The organism is Devosia sp. (assembly GCF_041917035.1).
Taxonomy (GTDB): Bacteria; Pseudomonadota; Alphaproteobacteria; order Rhizobiales; family Devosiaceae; genus Devosia_A.
In genome coordinates this window covers 1-4,368 of record NZ_JAYRYM010000286.1, presented here as the reverse complement: position 1 = coordinate 4,368, position 4,368 = coordinate 1, and the positions used below count along the sequence as shown (strand labels likewise).

Annotated in this window: 6 protein-coding genes and 1 pseudogene; 4 read left to right on the top strand and 3 right to left on the bottom strand. The window is 71.3% G+C overall.

The features are described 5' to 3' along the window. Positions 1–418, bottom strand: a 418-nt coding sequence (locus ACE3TU_RS19480; RefSeq protein ID WP_374627258.1) for a DUF1810 domain-containing protein, incomplete at its 3' end; no start/stop codon positions are given. 106 nt (positions 419–524) lie between these two features. Here ACE3TU_RS19480 and ACE3TU_RS19475 point away from each other — a divergent pair. From ACE3TU_RS19475 to ACE3TU_RS19460, 4 genes are all read left to right on the top strand, one after another. Further along, entirely contained in the window at positions 525–893 is a 369-nt protein-coding gene (locus tag ACE3TU_RS19475; protein ID WP_374627256.1) for a GFA family protein, read from the top strand. 143 nt (positions 894–1,036) lie between these two features. Then, positions 1,037–1,672 carry a HupE/UreJ family protein gene (locus ACE3TU_RS19470; protein WP_374627254.1) on the top strand — a complete coding sequence of 212 codons (636 nt, stop codon included), beginning with the start codon at positions 1,037–1,039 and terminating at the stop codon, positions 1,670–1,672. A 29-nt stretch (positions 1,673–1,701) separates the two neighbouring features. Further along, a complete protein-coding gene (locus ACE3TU_RS19465) occupies positions 1,702–2,214 on the top strand; it encodes an Rrf2 family transcriptional regulator (RefSeq protein WP_374627252.1) in 513 nt (170 codons plus the stop codon). A gap of 129 nt (positions 2,215–2,343) precedes the next feature. Beyond that, on the top strand, positions 2,344–2,820 hold the full coding sequence (locus ACE3TU_RS19460; protein WP_374627250.1) for a cytochrome c: 477 nt from the start codon (positions 2,344–2,346) through the stop codon (positions 2,818–2,820). 245 nt (positions 2,821–3,065) lie between these two features. Here ACE3TU_RS19460 and ACE3TU_RS19455 read toward each other — a convergent pair whose 3' ends face one another. Beyond that, positions 3,066–3,842 carry an SDR family NAD(P)-dependent oxidoreductase gene (locus ACE3TU_RS19455; RefSeq protein WP_374627248.1) on the bottom strand — a complete coding sequence of 259 codons (777 nt, stop codon included), beginning with the start codon at positions 3,840–3,842 and terminating at the stop codon, positions 3,066–3,068. Then, positions 3,826–4,368: pseudogene (locus ACE3TU_RS19450) on the bottom strand (hydroxyquinol 1,2-dioxygenase); the annotation flags it as partial. The gene ACE3TU_RS19455 and the pseudogene ACE3TU_RS19450, both read right to left, overlap by 17 nt.

Below are 4,368 nucleotides of genomic sequence, written 5' to 3'. Positions count from 1 at the left end.
GGGCCGCCTCGCGCAGCATCTTGAGCGTCAGCGGGTCCTCGATGCCGGCGAAATACTTGTCGAGCACCGCCCGGAACGGCGCGTCGGCGACCGGCGCCGCCTGCGCGAACAGCGTCATCGAGGAGCGCAGCTTGACCTCGTCGGGCGAGCCGAAGATCTGGTTGGCGCTGCGTCCGTCGAGCCCGATCAGGATACGGCAGCATTCCACCAGTCGCGCCCCGAGCAGCGGATGGGCGAGATAGGCCCGCGCCGCCTCGAGGTCGGCGAGCCCGAACTGCCGCGCCGTCTCGCTGCGGCCGAGCCCGCCCAGCTGCGGGAAGACGAACCACATCCAGTGGCTCTGCTTGCGCCCGGCCCGCAGCTCGCGCAGCACCTCGACATAGACCGGCCCCTGCGCCGCGACGAAATCCTCGAACATGGCGAAAGCCTAGCATGTGCGCCGGGCGGGAAAAGCCCCCGCTGCTGCTGACAGCTTCTGGCGGCGCTCTCGGGCATGACCGGGCATCGCCAACACGGAGGCGCCCATGCCCATCCTCGCCAGCTGCCATTGCGGCGGCACCGTCATCGAACTGCCCGAGCCGCCCACGCAGGCCACCCAGTGCACCTGCACCTATTGCACCAAGACGGGCGGCCTGTGGTCCTACTACGCGCCGGAAGCGCCGCGCCTGCTCAAGGCCGAGCACCTCGCCTGCTACGCCCCCAACACCTATAACGAGCACTATTTCTGCGCCCGCTGCGGCATCACCACGCACGGCGTCTCGCCCGCCTGGGAACTGGGCGGCGAGGGCATTCCGGAGACCAAGAAGTTCGCGGTGAACGCCCGGCTGCTCGACGACTACGCCCTGTTCACCGCCCTCGAGATCGAGCGGATCGACGGCCGCACCCTGTGGTGAGGGAGCGATTCCGCTCGGATCGTGCAGCCCGGCGGCGATGGCGTGCAGGCGGTCGCCGTCCGCCGTGAGGCACTGTGCCCCACCCCCCGCGATCGCGCGTGGGGGCCGGCCGGCCCGACCGGCGGGCCGAGCGGGAGGGAACGATGCGCGCACTCACGTCCGGCCTGGGGCTGCCCCTTGCCCTCCTGCTGCTGACCAGCGAGGCGCTGGCCCACCACGCGCTGGGCGGCGCGACCCCGATCAGCTTCGGCGAGGGCTTGCTGTCGGGCCTGGCCCATCCGGTCATCGAGGTCGATCACCTCGCCTTCGTGCTCGCCGTCGGGGTGCTGACGGCGGTCTCCCAGGGCGGGCTCGGGCTGCCGGTCTGGTTCGTCGTCGGCACCGTCACCGGCTGCCTGCTCAGTGCCGGCGGCCTGGCGGTGCAGCCGGCCGAGTGGATGGTGCCGGCGAGCGCGCTGCTGATCGGCGGCTACCTGGCCTCGGGCCGCGCCGATACCGGGTCCTGGCACAGGTGGATATTCCTCGCCGCGGGAGCGCTGCACGGCCTCGCCTACGCGCAATCGATCATCGGCGGCGAGAACAACTCGCTGCAGGGCTACCTGCTCGGCTTCGCCGTCATCCAGACGATCGTCGCCTGGAGCGCCATGCTGGCCGCCTACTGGTTCTGGCGCGGCGACCGGCTCTACGCCAACGCCCGCGTCTTCGGCGGCGTGCTGGCCGGCGTAGGCCTGACCGCGCTCTACCAGGCCGCCGTTGCGGGCCTCGTCCCCGTCCTGTAGGGATTGGGCACCGACAGGAGCTGTCCAGCATGCGCCTGAGCAAGCAGAGCAACTACGCGGTAAGGGCGCTGATCTACTGCGCGGCCAACCCCACGGGCCTGAGCCGCATCCGCGATATCGGCACGGCGTTCGGCGTCTCCGAGATGTTCCTGTTCAAGATCCTGGTCCCGGTGGGGCGCAGCGGCCTGCTGGAGACGGTGCGCGGCCGCAATGGCGGGGTGCGGCTGGGCGCCCCCGCCGACACCATCCGGATCATCGACGTGCTGCGCGTCACCGAGGAGGATTTCGACCTCACCGAGTGCGGCCGCGAGACCTGCAGCCATTGTCCGCTGGGCGCCGGCTGCATCTACGAGACGGCGCTCGGCGAGGCGATGCGCGCCTTTGCCCAGGTGCTCGAATCCTACACCATCGCCGACCTGGTGGCGGATGGCGAAGGCATCGCGCTGGCGCTGGGCATCAACGACGTGCCGGCCCGCCCGTCCGCCGCCCGCACCTCCCCGCCCTGGGCCGCAAGGGCGCTGGCCGACCGATCCGGCCACTGAGCGGCGGATTTCCCCCGGCGTGCGACGCCCGGACAAAAACTGGCAGCAAACGTGCAGGATTCTTCCACCCCGGGCGTGTCACCTGACCCGATCCGATCGAAGGGGAGGACGGCAATGAGACGCCGGGTCATGTTGTCAGTTGCACTCGCGGCCGTGCTCGGCAGCGGCCTCGTCGTCGCGCAGGATGGGGCAGGGTCCGTGGCCGAGACCATCGCCGCGCGTCGCGGCCTGATGACCCAGCTCGCCACGCTGCAATCCCTGATCGACAGCCGCCTCGGCGCGTCCGAGGAGGCCGGCGACCTCCCCGCTCTCGGCCTCGCGGCCGCGCAGTCGCTCGAGGCCTTCGCCCTGCTGCTGCCGCCGCAGACCAACCTGCTCGGCGGCGCTCCCGCCGTCGAGGGCGCTCAGACCACCGCCGCGGCGGCGATCTGGGATGACCTCCCCGCCTTCCAGCAGCAGCTGCGCGATGTCGCGGGACTGGCGCGACGTGCGTCCGAGGCCGGCGACATCGCCGGCTTCCGCACCGAATGGGACAAGGTCGCCGCGGCCTGCATCAGCTGCCACGAGAGCAAGGTGTTCTTCGATCCGTTCGCCGCGATCAACTGACGGCGCGGCCGTGGCTGCGAGGGGCAGGGCGCCCGCGAGGTCCGCCCGCACGCGCAGGAAGAGACCGGCGATGCCCCAGACACCGCCGGCCATTCACGTGATGGACGAAACCACCGGTCGACCTCCAAGGAGAGGGGAGGGCGAGGGCCGTGCACCGACCCTGCCCGCGAGCATGCACCCGGGAACGAGACAAAACCTGCACCTGATTGCAGGGTTTATGCATAAACCTGCTGAAGACGTCAGGTTTATGCCGTCGCGCCGGGCGGCAGGCCCATGCGCAGAGCCAGATCGGCCGAATCCAGCTCGATCTCGGTGCCCGACAAATCAAACGGCGCGACGCGCAGCAGCCAGGCGACGGCGCGCGCCGCGCCGGCCGGGTCCCCGAGGCGGCCTCGCGCGATCCGGCTCACCGGGCCGAGCCCCGAGGCCCGGATCTCCGCCTGCATGTCGGTGTCGACCATGCCCGGCCTGGCGCCATAGATGCGCAGGCGCCCGCCATGCTCGGCATGGGTGCAGCGGGTGAGCATGGCGAGGCCGGCCTTGGCGGTGCAATAGGCGCTCCAGCCGGCCAGCGGCAGGTCCGCCGCGCCGCTCGACAGATTGACGATCACCCCGCCGTCGGCGAGCCGGGGCAGCGCCGCCCGCGTCCCGTGATAGGCCCCGACGAGATTGACCGAAACGGCCTCGGCCCAGGCGTCCGGCGCCGTCGCCTCGATCGGGGCGAGGGGGCCGATGACGCCGGCATTGTTGACCACGCCGACCAGCCCGTCGCCGAGGGTCGCGGCGTGTGCGACGGCGGCCGCGACCGCCCCGTAATCGGTGACATCCACCGCCACCGCCGATGCCGTGAGGCCCCGCGCCCGCAAACCCGCGGCGACGGCCTCGCCGGCGGCGAGCTGCCGACAGCCCAGCACGGTGACAAGGCCCGCCTCGGCCGCCGCGACGGCGATGGCCCGCCCGAGGCCCCGGCTGGCGCCGAGGACGAGGACGGCGCCACCGGCCCGATCAGGCCTGCTGGCCAATCGGGCGCAGGCCGAAGCTGTGGGTGATCTTCTTGTGCGGCCCGCGCGCCTCGCCCGCAGCGGTTGTGCCGCCCGCTTCGTCGGTGAGATGGACCACCAGCTGCTGCTTGACGCCGAACACCGCATCGCTCTCGAGATAAGGATCGTTCTCGACGAACAGGTGCGTCACCAGCGTGTCGTAGCCGTCCTTGCCGATCATGAAGTGGACATGCGCCGGGCGATAGGGATGCCGCCCGACGGACTCGAGCATCTTGCCCACCGGTCCGTCGGTCGGGATCGGATAGGGCACCGGCACGATCGACCAGAACGAGAAGCGGCCGTCGGCGTCGGTGATGAAGCGGGCCCTGAGGTTTTCCACCTGCCCCGGCTTCTGCACGTCGTAGTAGCCGTCATCGTCGGAGTGCCAGACATCCACCCAGGCGCCCGCCAGCGGCTGGCCGTCGGGGGTGGTGACGCGCGCCTCGACATGCAGCGGCGTGCCGGCGGCGCCGCCCGAAATGTCGCTTTCCGACGGACTGACCTTGAG